Source organism: Bacillus sp. VA15 (assembly GCF_055721145.1).
In genome coordinates, this window is sequence record NZ_JBVQPQ010000002.1 from 246,869 (window position 1) to 270,146 (window position 23,278).

Below are 23,278 nucleotides of genomic sequence, written 5' to 3' on the forward strand. Positions count from 1 at the left end.
GCCGTCTTTTAACGTGCCGAATGCAATCCTTCCAAAGAAGATCATAAATCATTCTTGATTCAGAAGCTGGTATATTTTATTGTTCACTTGGCCTAATTTAGCGTTATTTTGAATGTTTGACAACAAAACAACAATGGTTTGCCCAGATTTGCTAAAGCTGTTCAAGATGTTGAAGCCCGGCATGACACCATGGTTTGAATAGCTTCCGGGAGCGACATAAAATCCCATACCATATGTGGAGCTGCTCCCTGGCGTAAACATCTTTTCGTAGCTTTTTTGCGAATACAGTTTGCCGTCTATCAGCGCTTGGTCAAATTTGTACATATCTATAGCACTCATATAAATATCACCGGCTCCATACAACTGAGATAGATCAGGCATATACGGTGTAACCGTTCTGCTGCCCTTCAGCTTATACCCGACAGCAGGATAAGGTTCTTTATTATATGTTTTATAAAAGCCTGCATGCGTCATTCCCGCCGGTTTAAAAATATGATTCGTTATGTATTGTTCATAAGACTCACCGCTTACCTCAGCAATAATATAAGCGAGAACAGAATAATTGGAATCCTTATAGTCCCATACGCCCGGCTGACGTTTGATTCCCTGACGTTCTATGTCTTTTATTAAATCGTCCGGAGTGATTGCGCCATTGCCTTCAATATGTCCATTTATTCCCGATGTATGTGTAAGCAGGTTCTTCAAAGTAATTGTTTGTCCGTTGGGGAAATGAGGTAAATACTTGCTTACAGGATCACTTGTTTGAAGTTTCCCTTTTTCCTCAAGCTGCAAAATAGCGGTTGCAATCAACGCTTTTTGTGACGAACCGACATAAAAAGATGTCAACGGATTATTTTGAATGTGATGTTTACGGTCTGCATAACCAAAACCTTTACTTGTTACGATTTCTCCATTTCTGACAATCATGGCTGTTCCGCTGAAACCGATCTCTTTTAAATAATTGCTGATTTTTTGATTACGGTCGACTATTTTGATTTGTTCGTCTGTTTTTTTGGTGGTTTTCTTTTTGACTTCTTTTTTCTGGCTGGTATCTGAAACTGCTGCAGTTTCTTGTGATGGCTCGTTCTCTTCACTATTTCGTTGAAGCGCATTCCAAATCGTGAAGCAAATCATCACTGCTAAAAGACCAAGCAAAAGTTTGCCTCTTTTATTTAGTTTTCTCCGTCTGCGTTTCGCAGTTCTTCTGCGGGTTGGGCTTGTCATTCATTTTTTCCTCCCGAAATAAATTCCATTTTGCACACGTTTTGTTAGACGAATAAAGCACTAAAAAAGTTGTCAAAAAAAGCAATATTTTTATCGTTTTTTTGTAAAAATACAAAAAGGCTGAGTTTTTCACTCAGCCTTTTGTATCATTTCAAACTTATTTTATTTTTATTCTTCAAATTCGAGTTCTTCTTGTGCCTCTCCAGCTTGCTGCTGAACTGCTCCGTGATTATCCAAGCCGTAATGTTCGCGAATTTGCTCCTGGATCATCAGCATGATATCTTTATTTTCTTTCAAGAATTGTTTTGCATTTTCACGGCCTTGGCCAAGACGCTCTTCTTCATAAGAATACCATGAACCGCTTTTTTGCACGATATCAAGTTCAGTTCCAAGATCAATGATTTCGCCTTCTTTTGAGATGCCTTCTCCGTACATAATGTCAACCTCGGCTGTACGGAACGGCGGAGCTACCTTGTTTTTCACGACTTTGATTTTCGTTTTGTTCCCCATTACGTCGTTTCCTTGTTTCAGCTGTTCAGCACGGCGCACTTCAAGACGCACGGAAGAGTAGAATTTCAGCGCACGGCCGCCAGGAGTTGTTTCCGGGTTCCCGAACATAACGCCGACTTTTTCACGAATTTGGTTAATGAAAATCGCAATTGTCTTCGATTTGTTAATGGCCCCTGAAAGCTTACGAAGCGCTTGAGACATTAAGCGTGCTTGTAAACCGACATGCGAATCTCCCATGTCGCCTTCAATTTCCGCTTTCGGCACGAGAGCTGCCACAGAATCGACAACAACAATGTCAACTGCACCGCTTCGAACCAGCGCTTCCGCAATTTCAAGCGCCTGCTCGCCTGTATCAGGCTGAGACAGTAAAAGCTCTTCGATATTGACTCCGAGCTTTTGCGCGTATACCGGATCTAGCGCATGCTCCGCATCGATAAACGCGGCTTGTCCGCCCTGCTGCTGAACCTCAGCAATCGCATGAAGCGCCACAGTTGTTTTACCTGAGCTTTCAGGACCATATACTTCAATAATCCGCCCGCGCGGATATCCGCCAATTCCTAATGCCGTATCAAGAGCGAGGGAGCCGCTTGGGACAGTAGAAATTCTTGTATCTGTCTTTTCTCCCAGTTTCATAATGGAACCTTTGCCGAACTGTTTTTCTATTTGTTTAAGAGCCATATCTAAGGCTGCCTGACGATCACTCATTCTATTTTTTCCTCCTTTATGTTACCACTACATATACTATACCCTGTTTGAAGGGATTTGCCAAGAAAAAAGCGAACGCATATTCGGATTTTTTCTTGGCGTGATTTCTATCAAAATATCATAATGTATCAGAGAAATCATGTTTTTTTAGGAGGATAATGTGCTGAAAATATTATTTTTGCTCTAAAAGCTTCAAGATTAAATGGCAGCCGTATTTGGCACCGCGTTTTCTGATTCCCGTTCTGGAGCCCGCAAAGTGAAACTCGTGAACCTCTTCTTTTCCATTAGCTGAAATACCGATAAACACATGTCCAGGCTCATGCCCTTCTTGAGTATCAGGTCCTGCTACACCGGTAAAGCTGATGCCGATGTCGCTACCAGTGAGCTTTTGAACACCCTTTGCCAGCTCTGATGCGCACTCCTTGCTGACCGCGCCAAATTGATCTAATGTTTCCTTCTTGACGCCAAGCACATTCTGCTTCATGTCGTTTGTATAGCAAACGATGCCGCCGGCAAATCGTTTTGAAGCACCGCTAAGATCCGTCAGCCATTCAGAAAACAGCCCGCCGGTAAAACTTTCCGCCGCGGAAATCGTAATGCTTTTTTCCTTACATGCTTTAGAAAGCTCTTTTACAAGGGAAGTATCATCGTAACCATAGAAAAATTCACCGACACGTTCTAAAATAACAGCCTCTGTTTCTTTTAACAGACGCTCTGTTTCCTTTTCGTCAGCATGCTTGGCTGTCAGACGCAGCGTCACCTCTCCATCTGCCGCCAAAGGAGCGATTGTCGGGTTGGTTTGTGCATCAATAATATCTTCCAAATCGGCTTCAAGCTGAGATTCACCAATACCGAAAAAGCGAAGAACGGTTGACACAATTTTTTCATTTGAACCCATCTTTTTCAGCAGAAGAGGCTTTGCCTCGTTTTCAAACATGGGACGCAATTCGCTTGGCGGTCCAGGAAGAAGCATATAAAAGCGCGATTCATGTTCTGTGAGCATTCCCGGTGCCATTCCAAAGTGATTTGCCAGTACGTCAGATCCTTCGATTACAAGCGCCTGTTTTCGATTATTAGGTGACATCGTCCGTTTTGTTCGTTTGAAATAGTCCTCAATGGATTGGAACGCCTCATCATTTAACACAAGCGGACGTCCCAGCGCATTTGCAATCGTTTCTTTCGTCAGATCATCTTTTGTCGGTCCGAGACCTCCTGAAAAAATAATGAAGTCAGAGCGTTCTTCAGCAATGCGGATGACCTGCTTCAGCCGCTCCGGGTTATCTCCGACTGCTGTATGATAAAATACGTTCACTCCGATTTCAGCGAGCTGTTTGCTGATAAATTGAGCATTTGTATTGGCGATCTGGCCAAGCAATAGCTCTGAACCGACTGCAATAATTTCTGCTTTTTTTGGAAATTCCATGACGAAGTCCTTCTTTCTTAGTTAGATGTTTTTAACGCTTCCCAGTTTTTAGCGAAATATTCCCAGCCTGAGACGACAGTAAAGAAGACGGCTACCCACAGCGCTAAGTCAGCGAACGGGAATGACACAAGTTCAAACGGAAGATTATGAAGAAGCAATGCGGAAACCGCAATGATTTGTGCCCAGGTTTTAATTTTACCAAGCATGTTAGCAGCTACGACTTCTCCTGTTCCGGCTAAGACAAGCCTTAAACCTGTCACGGCAAACTCTCGGCTGATAATCACAATGACCATCCAGGCTGGAGCAAGATCAAATTGAACAAGGATAATTAACGCTGCGGATACAAGCAGTTTGTCCGCAAGCGGATCTAGAAATTTTCCGAAGTTTGTAACGAGATTCAGTTTTCGGGCATAATATCCGTCTATCCAGTCTGTTGTGGATGCAATAATAAATAGAATAGCCCCCGCCAAGTGTGCGACCGGAATCGATTCGTCTCCAAATTCGAGCCTGCCCCAGTCAAACGGTGCCAGCATGATAATCATGAAGATTGGGATTAATGCGATTCTAGCAAGTGTGATTTTATTTGGTAAGTTAAACATAAAGCCCCTCCAATTTCATACTCGGACGTGAAGAAAAGTCATCTGGTAATTAAGATGACTTTTCTTCCTTTTTATTTACAATCTTTATGGTTTGTGCCATCACTTTTTTCGGATCAAGTTCATATGAAAGAACCTCACCGTTGATTTTTATTTTCAGATTAGGTGCATATCCGGTGCGGATTTCAACTTGTTTCTGATCAGTTATGTCTTTTTTATAGGTTTCGTCTTTTTTCAGCGTTCCCTCTTTTAACGAGCTGCTGTTTTCATCGCGTACTCGAATCCAAGAACTGTCTGATGCCTTCAGTTCGAGCTCGATTTTATCAGCGCCGGACACTTCATAAGTTGTTAATGATCCTTCAGTGCCAGTTGCTTTAATCTCCAGTTTATCACTGTCGCTTTCTTCTTTTTTATCTTCTTTTTCTTTCGTTTCTTTTTTAGTGTCTGTCTCTTTTTCAGAGCTGTTGCTTTGATTCTCTTTTAGTGATGAATCTTTTGGGATTTCGTACTTGCTTTCACTTTGCGTAATTGATTTTTCAGATGCGGCATTGTTATCATCGCTGTTTTTATGATTCGCAAACTGAATGATCGCGTACACAATCGCAATCACGACAATCACGCCGAGAATGACAAGTATCGTTGGCAGCAGCTCCAGCGCCTTAGATGCTGGCTTTGGCATTTCCTTTTGAAGATTCATGCCGGAGATCTTTTCAGACACATCGTCATGATACGTATTTGGGATATCTTTTTTATGCTCCTCAAACAGCTGTTCCGCATCAAGCCCGACAGCTTCCGCATATTGCTTGATGAATGCCCGAACATAAAACTTCCCCGGAATAATGTCATAGTTTCCTTCCTCCAAGGCGGTTAAGTACCTTTTTTGAATCTTTGTTGCCGCTTGGAGATCATCCAATGACATTGCTTTTTCCTCTCTGGCTTCTTTGAGCCGGATTCCTAGTTCAGTCACAACAAACACCTTCCAATTTTAAAAATCAAAGCTTGAAAACCCGGATTGGTCAAACATTTGGGGTTCTTCGGCATGTTCATATGTAATAACCTCATCAGGGTCATTTCTAAGTTCAATAATATAATCAAAGTCATCTAGTGTATACTCTGTATTTTGAACGAATATGTCCGGATGCTCCACCACTTTTGTTGCAGGCAGCCTCATGATTTCTCTGACCAGCTGGAGGTGGCGTTCTGATCCTCTTCGTGTTGACACAATTCCGTCCACGATAAAGACATTTTCAGTGCTGTATTCATCGGCAATCAGCTGGCTTCTTATCGTCTGCTTCAGTAAGGTTGATGACACAAACAGCCACCTTTTGCTTGCACACACGCTGGAGGCCACAATCGATTCCGTTTTTCCGACACGCGGCATCCCCCTGATCCCGATTAATTTATGGCCTTCTTTTTTGAACAGTTCGGCCATAAAATCGACTAATAAGCCTAGCTCGTCCCGTTCAAAGCGGAACGTTTTCTTGTCATCGGCATCCCTTTGAATGTAACGGCCGTGACGTACGGCAAGACGGTCGCGAAGCCTCGGTTCTCTCAGCTTCGTTACTTTAATTGTTTCCATCGTTTTTAAGATTGATTCTAATCGTTTAATTTGATCTATATGGCGGCACCTGAGGAGCATTCCCCTTCTGGAAAGATCGACGCCGTTTATCGTTACGATGTTAATAGAAAGCATCCCAAGAAGAGACGAAATATCCCCGAGCAGTCCGGGGCGGTTCACTTGAATTTCATATTCAAAATACCATTCGAGCTTTGCCAAATGATATACCCCCTTCATTGTGGCAAAATTTTACCTTCCTTTATCATAAAGCATTTTTCTCTAATTAGAAAGAAGAATGTTGCTGTGATGAGGAAAACATAAAAAAGAGAGGAAAAATCCCCTCTCTTCTTAGTGAGTGCTGTTATTTTCAACAAGCTTAACCATCATATTGGCAATTGCGTGCTGTTCATCTTTTGATGCTACGCTCCAAAGATCTGCCAGCACTTTTTCCTGCTCGTTCTTAGATTCCACTTCATTAGCCAAGTAACTGCCGATTTCTGTCGCAAGATCTGTGATAGTATCCTGGCTCATACCTTTATCTTGCGCATAGTTCAGACGGTCGCCAAGGAAGTTTTTCCAGTTATCCCAGTTTTCTAATACTGACATGCTCGTTTCCTCCATTTCATGTGAAGTTACAAGATTATTGTGTCCTTCGCAAAAGAAACTATACACCGAATATTTTCGAATCAGCAGTGCCAGCCGCCATTCACCGACAGAATTTGGCCGGTAATATATGACGCCTTTTCAGACAGGAGAAATGCTGTTGCATCGGCAATTTCTTGCGGCCGGGCAAGCCGGCCAATCGGGATCTCATCAGCAATCTCTTCTTTTTCAGACAGGGTAAATTGATTCATCATATTTGTATCAACCGCGCCCGGCGCTACGGCGTTTACTCTTATTCCGCTTGGCGCCAGCTCCTTAGCCAGTCCTTTTACAAACGAGTGCTGAGCTCCCTTTGCCATGCTGTACAGCACTTCACAAGATGCTCCAGTCTCGCCCCAAATAGAGCTGACAGCCACAATCGCTCCCGATTTATTCCGGATCATGCCTGGAAGAAGGTTTCTCGTCAACATATACGGACTCGCCACATGGAGCTGAACCATTTCCTGAACTGTTGCATTATCCACATCCGTAATCAGTCCAAAATGGCTTCTTCCGCTATTTAAAACAATCGCATCAACCGGCTGAACAATTGAACTTGTCAGATTATCTGCTCCTTCTGGCGCGGACAGATCGGCTTGCAAAGTTTCAGCATGCACGCCAAACGTCTCTCTTAGTTTTTCAGCAAGCTCCGCTGCCGCGTTTTGATTTGTATTATAATGCAGAAGCAGATTGTATCCCTCTGCCGCAAGGGTTTCACTTATGCTTTTGCCGATGCCGCCGCTTGCTCCGGTGATTAGTGCTGTTTTGTTCATCCTCTTTCCTTCTTTCCGCAGAAAAACACCCCTCACACTGGAGGGATGTTTGTTTATGATTTAGGAACAACCTTGCAGACAGTCAGTCTGTCTGCAGCAATTTCCTCTTGTATGACTTTCTGGACATCCTCGAGGGTAATTTGCTCGAGAACCGTTACGACGTCAAACAGGCTCATATCCAAAAAAGCATAACGGGTAAATTGATTGGCAATGTATTCAGGTGAATTCAGCGCTTTTAAGAATGTACCGATCTTTTTCTTTCTGGCAAGTTCAATCTTTTCAGCAGTAATCAGTTCACCGGCGCGCAGAAGCATGCTTGAAATGTCTTCTGCCATTTGATCGGGCTCCGGCGTATCGCCGCCGATCGCCGCAAAACCGAACCCATATTCAGCAGTAAAATCAAAGCTGAACGTTTCGTCAATATACCCTTTTTCATAAAGTGATTCGTACTGGGCAGAGCTTTTGCCGAAAAGAGATTCAAGCAATAAGTTCATTGAAAGTTCATGCTTTAACAGCTCTTTGCCTAATTTAAACGGATTCTTTGATTTCAGCCCGACAAGGCATTTCGGTCCCTGCACATTCATTTTGATCTCTTTTTCTTTTCGGAAAACAGCTTCTTGCTCTTTCACTTCTTCCCGTTTGATCTCCGGCTGGTCAGTATACGGCTTTCTCTCCTGATTTTCTCTTACCTGAGAAATGATCGCTTCAGGATCTACAGGCCCGACAATAAAGAGGAGCATGTTGCTCGGGTGATAAAACGTTTCATAGCATTCATAAAGAAGGTCTTTTGTAATATGTGAAATGCTTTCCACTGTTCCTGCTATGTCAATTCTGACAGGATGTTCTTTGTACATGTTTTCAATGACCCCGAAGTAAAGCCTCCAATCGGGGTTGTCGTCATACATGTTAATCTCCTGCCCGATAATCCCTTTTTCTTTTTCAACCGTTTTTTCAGTAAAATACGGGTCCTGTACGAAATCGATGAGCGTCTCTAAATTGCGTTCAACATTTGATGTGCTTGAGAAAAGATAAGCCGTTCTTGTAAATGACGTAAACGCATTAGCAGAAGCGCCCTGTTTGCTGAAATCTTGAAAAACATCTCCGTCCGCTTTTTCAAACAGCTTGTGCTCAAGAAAATGGGCAATGCCGTCCGGCACGTGAACCATCTCATTTTTATCTAAAGGGACAAACCGGTTATCTATAGAGCCGTACTTTGTTGTAAAGACCGCATATGTTTTGTTGAAGCCTTTTTTCGGCAAAACGTAAACGTCAAGTCCGTTCGGCATTTTTTCATGGTACAGCGTCTCCTGAAGCTGTTCGTATTCGATTGGTTTGATCAAGATGCACCCTCCGTCCCTTTTAAGAAATAAGTCGTATCAAGCTGAATCTTTTCGCCGGCTTTCACGATATCCTCTTTTGTGACCTGCTCAATATTGGCAAGAAATTCTTCGATAGGAATATCGACTTGGGCAGCGGCCTGCTGATATAAAAATTCAGATAAACCGTACGCTGTATCAATGGTTTCCAGCACTTGATTTCGAATGACAGCCTTTGTCTGAGCGATGTCCTGCTCGCTGAAGTCGCCGTTTTTCATTGCCTGAAATTGCTCAGCAATAATAGAAACAGCCTGTTCGTAATTTTTCACTTCAATGCCCGACATCACCATTAACAAGCCTTTAAAACTTTCTATACGCGAAGCGGCGTAGTATGCAAGACTGGCTTTTTCCCGAACATTGATGAAAAGCTTGGAATGAGAGAATCCGCCAAACAATCCGTTAAACACTTGCAAAGCAGGATAATCCTGATCCGTATAAGTGATGCTGGTGCGGTAGCCGATATTCAGCTTTCCTTGTTTGACGTCTTCTTCATCAATTACTTCTTTAGGCTGGGCTTTTTGCTCAGCGTGATTGTTTTCAGGCGTGCCGAGGTTGCGCTCTTTTGCTTGGAAATACTTATCAATTGCCGCTTGCACTTGGTTATTGTCCACATCGCCAACGACATAAAGATCGAGCTGGTCTTTTTGGATAGCGCTTTGATATGTTTCATATAATTGATCGGCCGTAATGGCATCGACATCGTCGATTTCCCCATTGACATGGAGCGCGTAATGCTCATTTTTGCACATTTCCTGTATCAGCCTTAAATTCGAGTAGCGCATTTTATCGTCATAGACGGCTTGGATTCTTTGCTTGAGCGTCCGTTTTTCCTGAGCCACATATTGTGATTGAAAAGCGCCTCCTTCTAAAGCAGGTGAAAAGACGATTTCTGCAAGAAGCTGCAGTCCTTTTTCAAGAAGCGGCGTTTGATCTTTTAAATATTTTTCATTCGGGACTTCAAGCCTGAACGTAATGACGTGCCGCTCTCCTTTTTTCGAAAGATCCGCCGAAACGGACGTGCCGTATAGTTCATCCAAATAAGAACGCAACTCTGCGGTTTTCGGATGGCTTTTTGTTCCGCGAAGAAGCACATGCGGAAGCAGCGCTCTTTTGGTGACTTGGTCCTTTGTCAACGGTGCAAGCATTTTAAAAATAAGCGAGACGGTTTTGAATTTTTCTGTTTTTACAATGTGTGCGGTTAAACCGCCGTGCTTTGTTTTGATTTCATTTACATATGACATATGGAACCTCCTTCGTTCATTTCTTATTAGTATGTATTATGACCAATTTTCAGCATTCGCAGAAACACTCTTTCATGTAATTATAGCAACTGTAGGATTTATAAGGAAACAATAACCTCCGCACGACAGGACGGAGGCTGTATAGGTTAATCCATTTTCTATCTGAAAGACCTCTGTTTGCGCCTGCAGAACGACAGTTGTAAACTGCAAGAGAGAAAGATTTTTCGCTATCACAGCAAAAAAGACGGTTGGCTAGACCGTCCCTAAGTTTTTTTCTTCCTCTTCACTTTTTTTAGCATCCACAGTAAAAAGCACTAAGAATAAAGCAATGATGCTGCAAAACGCCGATAGAATGAAAATCAGCCAGTTTGCATTAGACATTAATGCCGCAAACACAGGTGGACCGAGAGCTACTCCTATAAAGCGCATGCTATTGTAAAAGGAGGAAATGGTTCCGCATTGCTCACTTTCAATTCCTTCGGTTATCAGTGCATCTAAAGCAGGAAGCGCCATTCCAATCCCAATCCCGCCAAAGCTTAAAAAGACAAATAAAAAATAAAAACTGTGGTTCCACCACAAGGCAATAAACGACAGGGTTAACAGAATCATTCCCGTAACAACGCAAAATTTCATTCGGACTTTATCTTTGCCAATCTTTTTGCCTGCTATAAATGAACTGGTTGACAAAAATAAAAGTGGGATTGCCAGTAATCCGCCTTTAGCCACTCCGTCAATGTCATACTTGTTCTCCAGCGTATCTGACAAATAAAATAATACGCCAAATAACAAAAACATAATCACACACCCGATAATAAAGACCGTATAAAGCCAGCGCCCATCCTGTTTAAAGATTTTCCGCACACTCTTGATAAATTCAGAAACTGCTGGCGCATCTTCATCTTCTTCAGGCTTGGCCACCAGAAACAACACGAGCAAAAAGCTGATCAAACAGAAAAACGGAATAAACCAAAATGGGACAAACCAGTACCAGGAAGCCAGTAAGGCGCCAAGTATCGGACTCAATACCTTCCCTGACGTGTTGGCAGTTTCAATATCACCAAGGCCGGCGCTGACCTTTTCATCGTCTCCTTGAAACAAATCGCCGATAAACGGCATAACGATAGGAGCTGCCCCTGCAGAGCCGATACCTTGAAGAACCCGACCCGCCAAAATCATAGCATAAGGATTTTTCATATAGGTTGAGGCAAAAGCAGCCACCAACCCACCTAATCCTGCAATGAGGAGGCATGGAAGCAATATTTTTTTTCTCCCGAATCGATCCGACAAATATCCGGCAATCGGAATGCAAATAATCGCTACTACTGAATATACAGTAATGATTAAAGACACTTGAAATGAAGTCACTGACAGCTTTTTCTCCATCATCGGAAGAACAGGAATCAGCATGGAGTTCCCTAGTGTCATCACAAGCGGTACGGAAGACAATGCAATAATATTTTTCATTCCATTTTTCTCTCTCAACATTTTCACCCATTCACTTTCTTGTCATCCCTTATATGTTGCGTTAACTGAAGTGAAAGTATGTACAAAGAAACACGAATCAGTGCAAATAAAAAAACAGACACATCACAGCGCCCGTTTTAGAATCGTTTACGCAAAACATGAAATCTGAATTTGTCCGCTCTAAAATAGTTTAATGAGTAAAGCACCGGTTTATCGTGCTGATCGTAATGGGTTTGTTTTAACAGCAAAAGAGCTGTTTCCGGATCGCATTCCAGCACTGGAGAAATGGTATCATGATAGCCGATCGGTTCAATATCAGTCACGGCATAGCTGATCACGGAGCCTGAATTTTTCTCAAGCAGGTCAAACATGGATTCTTGCTGATGAGAGAAAGAATTCGGCAAAATATCCATCGGAATTTTGTCTATACAATACACAATCGGCTGTCCGTTAGCTGTTCTGACTCGTTCGAGGTAAAAAAGTTCTTGCTCATCTTCCAAATGAAATCTCTTAATATCATCTTCAGACGGCATAAGCACTTGGGATGATAGAAAAATCGTACCAGGCGTCATATTTGCCTGTTCTATCATCTTCGTTACACTGTTCAGCTGTTCAATGCCCGAAAGAAATAACGGCTTAGAATGGACAAAAGTGCCTACACCATGTCTTCTGATAATGACATGCTCTTCTTCCAGTATCCGCAAGGCTTCTCTAAGCGTCGCTCTGCTGACACCAAGCTTTTTGGAAAGCTCAAATTCAGAAGGCAGCTTTTCCTTCTCAGTGTAGATGCCATTTTTTATATCCTCTTTAATTCGTTCAATTACTTTCAAATACAAGTGCCGATTATCAGCTTTTGTAGACATGTTTCCCCTCCGTAAACCACTTTCGATAAAAATTATTGAACAATTGGGACAACTATATCATGTTTTGTCGAAAAAATAAATAGCAAGGTTATCAGTTTACATAATGTTATTATTGATAACTGGAGAAAGCTGAACTCCCTTCATTAAGAAGAGAGCTCATCATATTTCTCTTTTGATAATAAGACTTCCCTAGGTTTGCTGCCTTCATACGGCCCGACAACGCCCCGTTCCTCCATGGCGTCAATCAGGCGCGCCGCTCTCGTATAACCGATCCTGAATCTTCTTTGCAGCATTGAAACAGATGCCGTCTGCATGCCGACGATTAATTCAACAGCTTCATCATAAAGATCATCGGTAACTTCGGAATGAGTTTCCGTTGTCTCATCAGGAATCATTTCTTCCTGATATTGCGCTTTCTGCTGCGTAATCACATGGTCGACGACCTTTTCCACTTCGTCATCCGACAAAAATGCTCCCTGCACACGGACAGGTTTATTAGCCCCGACAGGCAAAAACAGCATATCGCCGCGGCCGAGCAGCTTCTCAGCGCCACCCATGTCAAGAATCGTCCTTGAATCCGTCTGTGAAGATACGCTGAACGCGATTCGTGACGGAATATTCGCTTTGATGACCCCTGTGATAACGTCAACCGACGGCCGCTGTGTCGCAATAATGAGATGGATGCCGGCAGCCCGCGCCATTTGGGACAATCTCGTAATTGAATCCTCCACATCAGATGAAGCGACCATCATGAGATCGGCAAGCTCGTCCACAATCACAACGATATACGGCAGCTCCGGCTGTTTCGCTCCTTCTTCGTTGGCACGTTTTATATAATCATTGTATCCTTCAATATTTCTTGTACCCGTATGAGAAAATAATTCGTACCGCCGCTCCATTTCATTGACAACCTTTTTCAAAGCCTGTGACGCTTTCTTCGGATCAGTTACAACCGGAGCAAGCAAATGCGGAATCCCGTTGTAGACATTCAGCTCTACCATTTTAGGATCGATCATCATCATTTTCACTTCATGCGGTTTCGCGCGCATCAAAATACTCGTAATAATGCCGTTGACACAGACGCTCTTCCCGCTTCCGGTTGCGCCTGCGACTAAAAGATGGGGCATCTTGTTTAACTCAGCCAGCACAGCTTCACCTGAAATATTGCGGCCGAGTCCAATTAGCAGCTTTGCGTCCGGTCTGTCATTCAATTTAGAATCCAGCACTTCCTTCAGCGATACCATCGCCACTTCTGCGTTCGGAACCTCAATTCCGATTGCTGATTTGCCTGGTATTGGCGCTTCGATCCTGATATCCTTTGCAGCAAGTGCAAGCGCTAAATCATCGCTTAAATTGACGATTTTGCTAACCTTCACTCCGACATCAGGATACACTTCATATTTTGTTACGGCCGGCCCGAGATGAACCTGTGTGACTTTCGCCTTTACGCCAAAGCTTTGGAAGGTGCGTTCGAGCTTTCTCGCATTTTCATAAATATTCTTTTTATCTGCCTGCTGGCCAGTATGCTTCGGATCTGCCAGTAAATCAAGTGACGGCATCTCATAATCCTTATTTTCAAGCTCCGTAAAGGTCATAGGCGGAGCAGAAACAGTTTCCTGATCACCTGTCTCAGTCTGGATGTCCTGAATCGGCTCTGGTACAGGTTCAGCACGTTTTTCTATGACTGGAGGCTCTTCATCTTCATTACGATCTGAAAAGCTTGAGATAATCGGCTCTGAATGAATAAGAGGCGATACCGTTTCCAAATCCCCCTCTTCATCAGAAGGCTCCGGTTCCATTTGCTGTTTTTTGCGGGCCGGTTTTTGTTTTTTGCTCGGCACTTTCGTTTTTTTCGATGACTTCATATTGGTTTTGACGGATTTCATATCATCAATAAATGCAAACCATTGTTCTTTTATAAAGCGGCCAATCGGGCTCATCCACTTTTTCAGCGTTTCTTGAAGAGAGCGCCCTGTGACTAAAATCATTCCGATCAAAATCATAACAATCGCCATGATCTGAGAACCAGTTGACGCAAATAAAAAGTGTGAAGCCGCAAATAGCAACGCACCGATCATCCCTCCGCCTAAATCAGGTGAAGCGGAGCTGCCTTTCATGTCCATCAAAAACAATTCCCATGTGTTGCGCACCACGCTTGCGGACTCAATAGACCCTTTGTGCGTCAAATTTTTAAACAGCTGCACGTGAGAAAGCAGCAATATGCTTGCGATAATACAGTACAATCCGGCCTTTCGTCTCGTTAATAAGCTTGGCGTTTTCTTCTTCCAAAACAGCGAGACTCCTAACACTAATAAACCTAACAAGCATAAAATAAACCACTCTCCAGCAAAAAAGCGGAACAAGTAAATAAAGGTTTGCCCGACTACCCCCAGCTGCAGAATCGCAATAATTGAAATGGCTATACACAGCAATCCGTTGAGTTCGTATTTTATATTGAGCTGTTTCGCCTGTTTTTTTCTTGATTTTCGTTTTTTCTTTGCCACACTCATCACCTTACTGCGTTAAAAAATGTAAGTTCATACATAATGAAGAAAGCAGCCGATTACAGGCTGCGTTTTTTCTGTAGGATTCCCCTATTATAGCATATTTTGCCCTTAAAAAAGGGATGGATCTTATACGTTTAATTTCAGCTTTTGTCCCGGTGAAATGTCCGGGTGCAGAAAATGCATTGGATTTGTGCTCATGATTTGAATAACTTCCGCTTCATTGCCTTTCATCTCGACAAGAAGCGGCACACCTCTATATTCAATTTGCTCATGTGCGCTTGTCTGTTGGTTCTGTTCAGCAAAAACAATTTCCTGCGGCATCATAGTATACAGAATCATTGAATCATCCGTCCTTCTTCTGCTCTTGCTTCCTCGATCAGCTCGTTCAGTTTATTGATCGCTTGTCCGACTCCTCCGACGTGATCGATCAATCCGTACTCGACAGCATCCTTACCAACGACATTTGTTCCGATGTCGCGTGTTAAGTTTCCTTTTGAAAACATCAGCTCTTTGAACTTATCTTCGTTTACATTTGAGTGGCTTGTTACAAATTTAACAACTCTTTCTTGCATCTTATCCAGGTATTCAAACGTTTGCGGCACACCAATTACCAGTCCTGTCAGCCGAACGGGATGAATCGTCATCGTTGCTGTTTCAGCAATATAGCTGTAATCACAGGATACCGCAATCGGAACGCCGATGGAATGCCCTCCGCCAAGCACGATGGAAACGGTCGGTTTTGATAATGATGCCAGCATTTCCGCTATTGCGAGACCCGCCTCAACATCTCCTCCGACAGTATTTAATATAATCAGCAGGCCTTCAATTTTGGGATTCTGTTCAATTGCCACAATCTGCGGGATGACATGCTCATATTTTGTTGTTTTGTTTTGCGGAGGAAGCTGAACATGGCCTTCTATTTGTCCGATAATGGTCAGACAATGAATATTTGTATCTTGGGGCAGCTGCGGAAGCGTCGTTTCACCAAGCTGCTGTATTTTATTCATAATGCTGTCTTTCGCGTCATTTTTTTCAGGACGCTCTTCTTCTGCGTTTTCCATACGATGATCCATTTCGCTTTCACCCTTTCCGAATTTCTCTTTGTATTATGAACAAAGATACTCAATTCAATCCCGGCTTGAAAGGCAAAAAAATAAAGACCGGAGCAGCTCCGGTCTTTAGTCAGACATTATACTTCCATAATAATTGGGATGATCATCGGTTTGCGTTTCGTTTTTTCATATAGGAATTGGTTCAAAGCATCTCGCATTGCCTGCTTCAGCGTTGACCATTCAACATTTGATGTTTCAGTCGCTTCTGTCACGATGGAACGGACAAGCTCAGTAGCTTGTACGATAAGGCCTTCAGATTCTCTTACATAAACAAAACCGCGAGTGATAATTTCTGGTCCTGATACAAGATGTTTCTTTTGTTTATCAAGTGTAATGACAACGATTAAAATTCCGTCCTGTGAAAGCAAGCGGCGGTCTCTTAATACGATATTGCCGATATCACCGACACCCAAACCATCAATTAAAATATTGCCGTACGGAACTTTATCCCCAATTTTTACGTTTTGGCCGCGGAATTCAACGACGTCTCCTTTTTCAATTAAGAAGATATCACTGCGCTTCATGCCGATTTCTTCAGCGATTTTTGAATGAGCTTTTTGCATTCTGTATTCGCCGTTTACAGGAATTAAATATTTTGGTTTAAGCAGATTGATCATCAGCTTTAACTCTTCTTGTGAGCCGTGGCCAGATACATGGACACGCTTTTGTGCAAAGATGACTTGTGCACCGGCTCTCGCAAGAAGATCTACTGTTTTAGAATAAATGAGTTCCTGCCCAGGGATTGGAGTTGACGCAATGACAACCGTATCCCCTTCTTCAATGTTCAGCTGTTTATGGGCTTTGTTTGCCATTCTTGTCAGTGCAGCTAACGGTTCACCTTGGCTGCCGGCTGTAATAATGGCCACTTCGCGCTTCGGATATTTCTTGACATCCTGTACAGAAATAAACATTTCATCATCTGCTTCAATATATCCGAGCTTTCTTGCCAGCTGCAGGACAGATTGAAGATTTTTTCCGGCAACGGCAATCTTTCTGCCATTTTGAGCCGCTGCATGAATGACTTGCTGGATCCGGTTAATATTGGATGCAAAAACAGCAATAATCACCCGGTTCACTGAATTATACAGCGCGTCCGAAATTTCTCCGCTGACAGCAGCTTCCGAAGGCGTATAGCCCGGTCGCTCCGCATTTGCACTGTCGGAAAGCAGGGCAAGTACGCCGCTATTGCCGATCTTGGCGATCTCGCCAATGTCGCACGTTTGGTTAAGTGCAGGCGTTTGGTCAAATTTGAAGTCTCCCGTGCATACAATAGATCCAAGTGATGTTTTAAGACTCACACCTACAGAATCAGGGATGCTGTGAATCGTTCTAAAGAACGATACTTTAGTCGATTCAAACGTAATGACAGATTTGGAGTGAATTTCCCTTAAATCAGTTTTTCGGTTATGTCCGTATTGTTTTAATTTTTCTCTTAATAGCGCAAGCGTCAGCTTTGTTCCGTACACTGGAACGGACAGCTTGTTCAATAAGTAAAAAACGCCGCCGATATTTTCATCGTGCCCGTGCGTTAAAAAGATTGCCTTGACGCGGTCAGCCCGTTCAATCAAATATGATATGTCAGGAATCACCACATCAATACCGAGCATTTCGTTTTCTGGATGCATAAGGCCGGCATCTACAACAAATATGTCTGAGTCAATTTCGATGACATAAAGGTTCTTCCCAATTTCTCCGACACCGCCAAGGGCGATAATTCTAACGTTTTCTGTATTTTTCTTTTTCAAAATCTATATCCTCCTAGTCTCATACCCGTCCATCATCACTTGTTCCTATTATAACTGAAAGTAAATTTAGAAAACAAGATAAAGCAGAAGGTTTAGGGAAAACCAATATGTATAAGAAACGGTCAAACTCAGCTGAATGTGAGAATGACCGCGTTTGTTTCACTGTATGAAATTTTTCTTACAGTTCGCTGATCGTGCTGCTTAAGCTCAGACGTTCATCCTCGGTTAACGGAACAAGAGGAAGACGCACTGAACCGACATCAAGGCCTCTCAGCTGAAGCGCTGTTTTGACAGGAGCAGGATTAGGCGCTTTAAACAGTTCCTTCATAATCGGCAGCAGTTTCTGATGAATCAGTGCCGCATTAGCTGTTTGCCCATTCGTATAATTTTTGATCATTTGCTGCATATCAGAGCCTGCGATATGGCTCGCCACTGACACAACTCCTCTTCCTCCAACTGAGAGAATAGGAAGCGTCAGGGCGTCATCCCCTGAATAGACAGAGAAGTCTTCCGGCGTTTCTGCAACAATTTTTGTAATCGCTTCGAGGTCTCCGCTCGCTTCTTTAATCGCAACAACATTCGGAATGTCTGCCGCCAAACGGATCGTCGTTTCAGGAGCAAGAGAAGCAACCGTACGGCCCGGCACATTATAAAGCATAACCGGAAGAGACGTTTCAGCCGCAATTGCTTTAAAATGCTGGTACATTCCTTCTTGAGAAGGCTTATTGTAATAAGGCGTAACAAGCATGACTGCGTCTACGCCCGCTTCCTCAGCTTTTTTTGTCAGCTTAATGGAATCTTTCGTGTTGTTGCTTCCAGTACCCGCAATAACCGGCACCCGACCGTTCACTTCTTTTACCGTATATTCAAAAAGCGCAATTTTTTCTTCAGTTGAAAGGGTCGGAGATTCTCCAGTTGTTCCCGCTACTACTAAAGAATCCGTTCCGTTTTTCAACAAGTAATCAATCAGTGTAGACAGTTTTTGAAAGTCTACGTTCCCTTTATTGTCAAAGGGTGTAATCATCGCTGTAGACACATTTCCGAAATTCATTTTATTCACCTCATCATGATTCAATCACATTTACTTGGAAAGTTCAAACACTTCATGCAAAGCGTTTACAGCAGGTCCCATATCGGCTTCATGGACAAGCACCCATATCGTCGTATGGCTGTCAGCCGACTGAAGGATCGGAATTTCTTTTTCTGAAAGAGCAGAAACGATTTTCGATGTGACACCAGGAACACCCATAATGCCCGCTCCGACCGCCGATACTTTCGCGCAATTTCTGGTTACCATCGGATCATAGCCCATATCCATTAAAATACGCTGAGCTGTTTCTGTTTTATTCCCAGCCACCGTATATACGATTTCACTAGGTGTAATGTTAAAGAAATCGACACTGATTCCCGCATTCGCCATCGCCTTGAACACTTCAGTCTGAACGTTATACTGGCCAATTTTGGCAGGCACTTTGAACTGAGTGACATCTTTGACATGGGCAATTCCCGTAATCAGCCTTTCAAAAACATCGCTTCCGACTTTGGAAGAGTGATGCGATGTCACCAATGTGCCCTTATCTTTCGAATAAGTCGAACGGACACGGATCGGAACCTTGGCCTGCATCGCAATTTCCACAGCCCGCGGATGAATGACCTTCGCCCCTTGATACGCCAGGTTGCAAATTTCTGTATATGTCACGACAGGAAGCGGTTTCGCATTTTCCACCACTCTCGGGTCAGCAGTCATCACACCTTCTACATCGGTGAAAATATCGATGTATTCCGCGTCAACAGCTGCTCCGAGTGCGGCTGCGGACGTGTCGCTGCCCCCTCTGCCGATCGTTGTTGTATCACCCTTTTCAGTTGCGCCCTGGAATCCTGCGACGACTACAGCGTCATGATTCGCGAGCACACCGAATAAACGCTCCGGTCTCATTTCAATGATTTTCGCATTGGTATGCTGATCATTCGTTAAAAAGCCAGCCTGAGCCCCTGTCAGCGCAGCTGCTTTCACACCGTTATCAAGCAGCATGCTTGTAAAGACGACAGAGGAAATGGTCTCTCCGCAAGATAAAAGCAAATCCTGCTCCCGTGGAGAAATCGCTGACTGATCGCCGTAAAGCAGTCCCAGCAAAGAATCTGTAGCGTACGGGTCTCCTTTCCGGCCCATCGCTGAAACGACAACGACAACCTTATATCCTTCACTGATTGCTTCTTTAATATGCTCTAAAGCCAGTTTGCGGCCTTTATCATCTTTTACAGATGTTCCGCCGAACTTTTGAACAATTATCTTCACTGTTTTCACTCCAAATTATTCGGACGTAACAGAAGAGAGCAGGCTGATAGTGCCTTACTCTCTTCTATTCGTCTTTAGGAAATTCTCTCTATTATACGAGGTTTAGTTTTTTCAGGCTTTCTGCAATTTGAACAGAGTTCCATGCCGCGCCTTTTAATAGGTTATCAGAAACAACCCATAAATGAAAACCGTTTGCTCTGTCCAAGTCTTTGCGGATGCGGCCTACAAACACATCGTTTTTGCCGACGGCATCAGCAGGCATCGGATAAAGCTGTTGGCTTGGGTCATCCTGAAGTGTCACGCCCGGAGCTTCTTTTAATAGATTTTTAATATCTTCAACTGTAGCGTCATCACGGTCTACCTCAATGTAGACTGACTCTGAGTGCCCAGTTTGAATTGGCAGTCTCACACATGTAGCCGCTACTTGAAGGTCTGGCATGTGCATGATTTTTTTCGTTTCATTTATCATTTTCATTTCCTCAAACGTATAGCCGTTATCTTGGAATTTATCAATTTGCGGAATCGCGTTGAAGGCGATTTGATAGTGTTTTTGGTCACCTTTTACAGGCATGATCGCAGGCTCAATTTCTTCTTGATCTAAAATCGCCTGTGTTTGGCTGTAAAGCTCTTTTACAGCTTCATTTCCCGCTCCTGATACCGCCTGGTACGTTGATACGATGACTTTGTTTAAGCCGTATGCTTTGCGGATCGGTTCAAGAGCCGCAACCATTTGGATTGTAGAGCAGTTAGGATTGGCAATGATGCCGTTGTGTTCATGCAAGTCTGCCTCATTCACTTCAGGCACAACAAGCGGTGTATTTTCGTCCATACGGAACGCACTCGTATTATCTATAACAATAGCGCCGCGTTTTACAGCTTCTGGTGCCAATGCTTGTGATACGCTTCCGCCGGCGCTGAACAAAGCAATATTTACCCCTTCAAAGCTCTCAGGAGAAGCTTCCTGAACAGTCAGCTCTTCGCCTTTAAACGTGACTTTTGTCCCCGCAGAGCGTTTTGAAGATAGCAATGTAAGTGTGTCCATTTCAAAGTTTCTGTCTTCAAGTGTTTTAAGCATTTGTTGTCCTACAGCTCCTGTCGCTCCGACAACAGCTACGTGTAAACCTCTTCCCATCTGTAAAACTCCTTCCGCCAATCAGCCTCATTGAATTGATTTGACTATGATTTTACGTTTTATTTTACCATAGAATATGCGGGTGATGACCGAATTTTTTAGTTTGGGAAAGATTTTCTGTAAATTTAGTCATTTCCCTGATAATTCTCAACCAGAACCGGCTGAAGCTGCTGATGCATTAGTGCCTTTTCAATGGTTTGCGGAAGTAGATCCATTTTGGCTACCATTGAATTCGGTTTTTTAAATGGATCGTCTTGCCCAAATGGAATAAAAAAGATATTTTTTGTTGACATGAGCCTCATTAAATTTGTTCCGTTTAAACCGAGAGCATCATTTGTCGAGATGCCAAGAACGACCGGCCGATTGTTTCGGATTGTCGCTTTTGCCGCCATCAGCACCGGACTGTCCGTCATGGCATTTGCCAGCTTGCTCATTGAATTGCCGGTTAAAGGAGCAATGACCATGCAGTCAAGGGGAAGCTTCGGCCCAAGGGGCTCTGCCTTTACAATTGAATCAATTGCCTCATATCCAGTCAAGTCTTCAATTTTTTTAACCCATTCTGCTCCCTCTCCAAATCGGGTATTTGTGGATTTCATGTTAAATGTGACAACCGGACGCACTTCCGCTCCTTCGTTGACCAGCGCCTCAATTTGCGGGAAAACCGCTTCATATGTGCAATGCGATCCGGTCAGTCCAAACCCGATTCTTTTTCCTTTTAATGACGACATCCTTATTTCCCCTCCTCAGCTTGTATTTCAGCCAAAAGCTTGCTCAAGACGTTTGCGAGGATTTGCCCGGCTGTTTTAGGTGCGACAATCCCTGGAAGGCCAGGGGCAAGAAGTGCTTTAATCCCCTGTTTTTCGGCATATTTAAAATCCGTTCCCCCGGGACGTGAGGCCAGATCCAATATTAAGGTTTTTGGTGTCATGCTAGAAAGAACCGATTGATTTAAAATCATACTCGGTATGGTATTAATACAAATATCTATATCTTTTACATGCTCTTTCAGCTCATCGGTGTGAAAAGGAACGAGCCCCATTTCAGTGATACGTGCCAGATGCGCTGAACTTCTTGCCCCCACTTTTACATTCGCTCCGAGCGCGGCAAATGTACGGGCAATCGTCATCCCGGTGCGTCCTAGACCAAGAACGGCCACCTGAGATCCGTGTATCGTATAATCCGTGTGCTGAATAGCCAGCATGATCGTTCCTTCTACTGTCGGAATAGAATTGTATATCGCAATGTCATCCCGCTCAAACAGCTTAACAAGTTTTCTGTTTGCTTGAGCTGCAATGTTTTCTAAATAGGCGTTAGAAATTCCTGAGAAAATGACACAGTGTGCAGGCGTTTTGTCGAGATGCTCCTGTTTTAACACAACCTCTTCATTCGAAAATACCGTCGATACGACACCTTCTCCTGTTGTCGCAGACACTGGAAGAATAATGCTGTCTATTTGCTGAAAAGGAATTTCATCAATGTTGCATTTTACTGCTCCGGTAAAACCGTGATCCAATTGGTCAAAACCGACAAGGTAGATGTCAGCCTGCTGTTCAGTGAGCTTTCTAATAATTTCGAGCTGTCTTGCGTCACCGCCGATAACTGCAATTTTCAATCCGGTTAACATTCTAAACGTTCACCTTCTTTGTATATACTGGATCTCTAGTTGTTAAGCTCCCCTTCATCTTATGATCAAAAGGAAATACCGGTGAATTAAAACATGCGGTTTTTTCATATAAAAAAACATCGGCTGCCAAAAGCCGATGTTTCAGATGTTTACTTTAGAGCCCGCACCACAGTCATTTTGGGCTTTTTCATTTACTCTTGTCGAGGAGACATTTCCTCAGGTACATCTAATATGATCATATCTGATCCGATCTTTTGAATATGATGCCAGGGGACACGAATGTCTTGACCGTGTTTTCTCAAACCAAACCACTTAACTGTCGGAATGAGGAGTGCTGTAATCTGGCCATCCTGTTCATTGATTTCTAAATCGGTCTGGCCAAGCACTCCCAGCCGTTCAGCTCTTTTGATGTCTACAATTTCCTTTCCTGATAATTCACTGAGCCGCATGTCTGTCACCCCCTTGTACTATGTATGATCAAAGGGAT

The 23,278-nt window shown here is 43.3% G+C and carries 22 protein-coding genes; all 22 read right to left on the reverse strand.

What is annotated here, in order from left to right; genetic code table 11:
* Positions 1-48 precede the first annotated feature (48 nt).
* Complete coding sequence (locus tag AC0DBE_RS06160; protein WP_061187493.1) at positions 49-1,224, reverse strand: serine hydrolase domain-containing protein; 1,176 nt, start codon at positions 1,222-1,224, stop codon at positions 49-51.
* Between the two features lie 168 nt (positions 1,225-1,392).
* Positions 1,393-2,439 carry a recombinase RecA gene (gene recA, locus AC0DBE_RS06165; RefSeq protein WP_014113838.1) on the reverse strand — a complete coding sequence of 349 codons (1,047 nt, stop codon included), beginning with the start codon at positions 2,437-2,439 and terminating at the stop codon, positions 1,393-1,395.
* 172 nt (positions 2,440-2,611) lie between these two features.
* A complete protein-coding gene (locus AC0DBE_RS06170; RefSeq protein ID WP_072566289.1) occupies positions 2,612-3,862 on the reverse strand; it encodes a competence/damage-inducible protein A in 1,251 nt (416 codons plus the stop codon).
* 17 nt (positions 3,863-3,879) lie between these two features.
* Positions 3,880-4,461, reverse strand: coding sequence for a CDP-diacylglycerol--glycerol-3-phosphate 3-phosphatidyltransferase (gene pgsA, locus AC0DBE_RS06175; protein WP_014113836.1), 582 nt, complete (start codon positions 4,459-4,461; stop codon positions 3,880-3,882).
* Positions 4,462-4,510: 49 nt separating this feature from the next.
* Positions 4,511-5,425: a cell shape determination protein RodZ gene (rodZ, locus tag AC0DBE_RS06180; protein WP_472961476.1), complete on the reverse strand. Its 915-nt coding sequence runs from the start codon at positions 5,423-5,425 to the stop codon at positions 4,511-4,513.
* An 18-nt stretch (positions 5,426-5,443) separates the two neighbouring features.
* Positions 5,444-6,235: a DUF3388 domain-containing protein gene (locus AC0DBE_RS06185; RefSeq protein ID WP_003220998.1), complete on the reverse strand. Its 792-nt coding sequence runs from the start codon at positions 6,233-6,235 to the stop codon at positions 5,444-5,446.
* Between the two features lie 129 nt (positions 6,236-6,364).
* The gene (locus tag AC0DBE_RS06190) at positions 6,365-6,622 is read right to left on the reverse strand and encodes a DUF3243 domain-containing protein (RefSeq protein ID WP_003220996.1); all 258 of its coding nucleotides are present in this window, start codon (positions 6,620-6,622) and stop codon (positions 6,365-6,367) included.
* A gap of 80 nt (positions 6,623-6,702) precedes the next feature.
* A complete protein-coding gene (ymfI, locus tag AC0DBE_RS06195; RefSeq protein ID WP_087987083.1) occupies positions 6,703-7,431 on the reverse strand; it encodes an elongation factor P 5-aminopentanone reductase in 729 nt (242 codons plus the stop codon).
* Positions 7,432-7,484: 53 nt separating this feature from the next.
* Complete coding sequence (yfmH, locus tag AC0DBE_RS06200) at positions 7,485-8,771, reverse strand: EF-P 5-aminopentanol modification-associated protein YfmH (RefSeq protein WP_326198901.1); 1,287 nt, start codon at positions 8,769-8,771, stop codon at positions 7,485-7,487.
* The gene (gene yfmF, locus AC0DBE_RS06205) at positions 8,768-10,048 is read right to left on the reverse strand and encodes an EF-P 5-aminopentanol modification-associated protein YfmF (RefSeq protein ID WP_472961480.1); all 1,281 of its coding nucleotides are present in this window, start codon (positions 10,046-10,048) and stop codon (positions 8,768-8,770) included. Before yfmF ends, yfmH begins: the two co-directional genes overlap by 4 nt.
* 252 nt (positions 10,049-10,300) lie before the next feature.
* On the reverse strand, positions 10,301-11,512 hold the full coding sequence (gene bcbE, locus AC0DBE_RS06210; protein ID WP_079288159.1) for a bacillibactin exporter BcbE: 1,212 nt from the start codon (positions 11,510-11,512) through the stop codon (positions 10,301-10,303).
* Between the two features lie 137 nt (positions 11,513-11,649).
* Positions 11,650-12,375 (reverse strand): GntR family transcriptional regulator, encoded by a 726-nt coding sequence (locus AC0DBE_RS06215; protein ID WP_014113830.1) that lies wholly within the window; start codon positions 12,373-12,375, stop codon positions 11,650-11,652.
* A 143-nt stretch (positions 12,376-12,518) separates the two neighbouring features.
* Positions 12,519-14,879 (reverse strand): DNA translocase SpoIIIE, encoded by a 2,361-nt coding sequence (gene spoIIIE / locus AC0DBE_RS06220; protein ID WP_014113829.1) that lies wholly within the window; start codon positions 14,877-14,879, stop codon positions 12,519-12,521.
* Positions 14,880-15,008: 129 nt separating this feature from the next.
* Positions 15,009-15,221: a YlzJ-like family protein gene (locus AC0DBE_RS06225; RefSeq protein ID WP_041520957.1), complete on the reverse strand. Its 213-nt coding sequence runs from the start codon at positions 15,219-15,221 to the stop codon at positions 15,009-15,011.
* The gene (gene tepA, locus AC0DBE_RS06230; protein ID WP_003220980.1) at positions 15,218-15,955 is read right to left on the reverse strand and encodes a translocation-enhancing protein TepA; all 738 of its coding nucleotides are present in this window, start codon (positions 15,953-15,955) and stop codon (positions 15,218-15,220) included. The genes AC0DBE_RS06225 and tepA overlap by 4 nt, the downstream gene beginning before the upstream one ends.
* 116 nt (positions 15,956-16,071) lie before the next feature.
* Complete coding sequence (gene rnjB / locus AC0DBE_RS06235; RefSeq protein ID WP_014113827.1) at positions 16,072-17,739, reverse strand: ribonuclease J2; 1,668 nt, start codon at positions 17,737-17,739, stop codon at positions 16,072-16,074.
* A 178-nt stretch (positions 17,740-17,917) separates the two neighbouring features.
* Positions 17,918-18,790: a 4-hydroxy-tetrahydrodipicolinate synthase gene (gene dapA / locus AC0DBE_RS06240; RefSeq protein WP_014113826.1), complete on the reverse strand. Its 873-nt coding sequence runs from the start codon at positions 18,788-18,790 to the stop codon at positions 17,918-17,920.
* A gap of 30 nt (positions 18,791-18,820) precedes the next feature.
* Positions 18,821-20,035: an aspartate kinase gene (gene dapG / locus AC0DBE_RS06245; protein WP_003220974.1), complete on the reverse strand. Its 1,215-nt coding sequence runs from the start codon at positions 20,033-20,035 to the stop codon at positions 18,821-18,823.
* 91 nt (positions 20,036-20,126) lie between these two features.
* A complete protein-coding gene (gene asd, locus AC0DBE_RS06250; RefSeq protein WP_014113825.1) occupies positions 20,127-21,167 on the reverse strand; it encodes an aspartate-semialdehyde dehydrogenase in 1,041 nt (346 codons plus the stop codon).
* A 125-nt stretch (positions 21,168-21,292) separates the two neighbouring features.
* Entirely contained in the window at positions 21,293-21,895 is a 603-nt protein-coding gene (dpaB, locus tag AC0DBE_RS06255; protein ID WP_061187482.1) for a dipicolinate synthase subunit B, read from the reverse strand.
* Positions 21,896-21,897: 2 nt separating this feature from the next.
* On the reverse strand, positions 21,898-22,791 hold the full coding sequence (gene dpaA / locus AC0DBE_RS06260; protein WP_014113823.1) for a dipicolinic acid synthetase subunit A: 894 nt from the start codon (positions 22,789-22,791) through the stop codon (positions 21,898-21,900).
* A 191-nt stretch (positions 22,792-22,982) separates the two neighbouring features.
* A complete protein-coding gene (locus AC0DBE_RS06265) occupies positions 22,983-23,240 on the reverse strand; it encodes a YlmC/YmxH family sporulation protein (RefSeq protein ID WP_003238478.1) in 258 nt (85 codons plus the stop codon).
* Positions 23,241-23,278: the final 38 nt, after the last annotated feature.

What these genes read in the sequence shown, in the direction of transcription:
- AC0DBE_RS06160 (WP_061187493.1), bottom strand. Translation starts at nt 1,224, where the DNA reads ATGACAAGCCCAACCCGCAGAAGAACTGCGAAACGCAGACGGAGAAAA.
- recA (WP_014113838.1), bottom strand. Translation starts at nt 2,439, where the DNA reads ATGAGTGATCGTCAGGCAGCCTTAGATATGGCTCTTAAACAAATAGAA.
- AC0DBE_RS06170 (WP_072566289.1), bottom strand. Translation starts at nt 3,862, where the DNA reads ATGGAATTTCCAAAAAAAGCAGAAATTATTGCAGTCGGTTCAGAGCTA.
- pgsA (WP_014113836.1), bottom strand. Translation starts at nt 4,461, where the DNA reads ATGTTTAACTTACCAAATAAAATCACACTTGCTAGAATCGCATTAATC.
- AC0DBE_RS06190 (WP_003220996.1), bottom strand. Translation starts at nt 6,622, where the DNA reads ATGTCAGTATTAGAAAACTGGGATAACTGGAAAAACTTCCTTGGCGAC.
- ymfI (WP_087987083.1), bottom strand. Translation starts at nt 7,431, where the DNA reads ATGAACAAAACAGCACTAATCACCGGAGCAAGCGGCGGCATCGGCAAA.
- yfmF (WP_472961480.1), bottom strand. Translation starts at nt 10,048, where the DNA reads ATGTCATATGTAAATGAAATCAAAACAAAGCACGGCGGTTTAACCGCA.
- bcbE (WP_079288159.1), bottom strand. Translation starts at nt 11,512, where the DNA reads ATGAAAAATATTATTGCATTGTCTTCCGTACCGCTTGTGATGACACTA.
- AC0DBE_RS06215 (WP_014113830.1), bottom strand. Translation starts at nt 12,375, where the DNA reads ATGTCTACAAAAGCTGATAATCGGCACTTGTATTTGAAAGTAATTGAA.
- AC0DBE_RS06225 (WP_041520957.1), bottom strand. Translation starts at nt 15,221, where the DNA reads ATGATTCTGTATACTATGATGCCGCAGGAAATTGTTTTTGCTGAACAG.
- tepA (WP_003220980.1), bottom strand. Translation starts at nt 15,955, where the DNA reads ATGGATCATCGTATGGAAAACGCAGAAGAAGAGCGTCCTGAAAAAAAT.
- dapA (WP_014113826.1), bottom strand. Translation starts at nt 18,790, where the DNA reads ATGAATTTCGGAAATGTGTCTACAGCGATGATTACACCCTTTGACAAT.
- asd (WP_014113825.1), bottom strand. Translation starts at nt 21,167, where the DNA reads ATGGGAAGAGGTTTACACGTAGCTGTTGTCGGAGCGACAGGAGCTGTA.
- dpaB (WP_061187482.1), bottom strand. Translation starts at nt 21,895, where the DNA reads ATGTCGTCATTAAAAGGAAAAAGAATCGGGTTTGGACTGACCGGATCG.
- dpaA (WP_014113823.1), bottom strand. Translation starts at nt 22,791, where the DNA reads ATGTTAACCGGATTGAAAATTGCAGTTATCGGCGGTGACGCAAGACAG.
- AC0DBE_RS06265 (WP_003238478.1), bottom strand. Translation starts at nt 23,240, where the DNA reads ATGCGGCTCAGTGAATTATCAGGAAAGGAAATTGTAGACATCAAAAGA.